The organism is Rhizobacter sp. P3_B12, assembly GCF_056402895.1.
In genome coordinates, this window is record NZ_JBFUGN010001487.1 from 1 (window position 1) to 1003 (window position 1003).

The 1003-nt window shown below is 71.6% G+C and carries 1 protein-coding gene and 1 pseudogene; one reads left to right on the forward strand and one right to left on the reverse strand.

Annotated elements, in window-relative coordinates; translation table 11 throughout:
- Positions 1 to 259: DUF3016 domain-containing protein (locus AC1D01_RS36315; RefSeq protein ID WP_477874609.1), on the forward strand; the 259-nt coding region annotated here is incomplete at its 5' end.
- Between the two features lie 3 nt (positions 260 to 262).
- Here the strand turns inward: AC1D01_RS36315 and AC1D01_RS36320 are convergent.
- Positions 263 to 1003, reverse strand: a pseudogene (locus tag AC1D01_RS36320) (hypothetical protein); the annotation flags it as partial.

Here is a 1003-nt window from a genome sequence, read left to right on the forward strand (position 1 = left end):
GGCCGGCTACGTGCGGCACGGCTCGCGCGGCGATCTGCGGGTGGTGCGCGACAACCACGACAGCGCGCGCATCTGGCTGCGCTACACGCTGGTGTCCGACGGTCGGACGCTGCGCTCCGGCGACGCCGCACTGAGCGACCTGGCCTCGCGGAGATCCGCCGGGCTGGACACCGCCCGGGGCCCGCTCGGCCGCGAAAAGACCCTGCTGGYGGACTGGTTCACGAAGGAATTCGGCGCGGCCCGCGCGGCAGCGAACTGAGCCTCACAGCCGCGGCTGGGTGGTCGGCCAGTCGTCGTGGCGGTCGGACTGGCTGTCGCCCGCCACCAGCGTGTTGCCCATGCCGAGCAGTTCGCGCGCCTGCTGAAGGCTGATCAATTCGTCGCGCGACATGCGCGCATGGCTGTTGTGGCGCTCGATCTCCCAGACCAGCTCGATCAGGTCGCGCTGGGTCTGCGCCGAACGCACCTTGCCGTGGGTCAGCGCGGCGAACAACGGCGCGTCGATGCGCAAGGTGTCGAGCAGCAGCTCGCGCACCTGGGCGATCAGTTGCTGTTCGGACGTCGGCTTCTCGATCTTCGGCGTCACCGGCGGCAAGTCTGCGACAGGCTTGGCACGCCCGCGGCCCAACGCCTTGTTCAGCACGGCCGTCATGCCGCCGGCCGCCGCGCGGGCGCCTGATTTCTTCGACGGCTTCGTTGCCACGGCCACCGGCGCGGCCCAGACGGTCTCACGGGGCTCCTCGACAAGCGGAATGGTGTCGGACCACGGCACGGCCGTCTCCACCAGTTGCACCGGCGGTGCGGGTTCCGGCTCGACCCGGCGCGCCCGTGGCACGGAGGGCTCCAGCGCGATCGGCGCGTCGACCGCCGCGTGCATCGATGGTGGCGCCACCGCTTGCGGCGGAATCATCGACGTGGACGACAGGCGGGCCGCGTCGATCGGTGCCGCGCCGGCGTGCTCGTCGATCGAGAGCGGCGTGATGGCGGGGCTGACCGGTTCAGG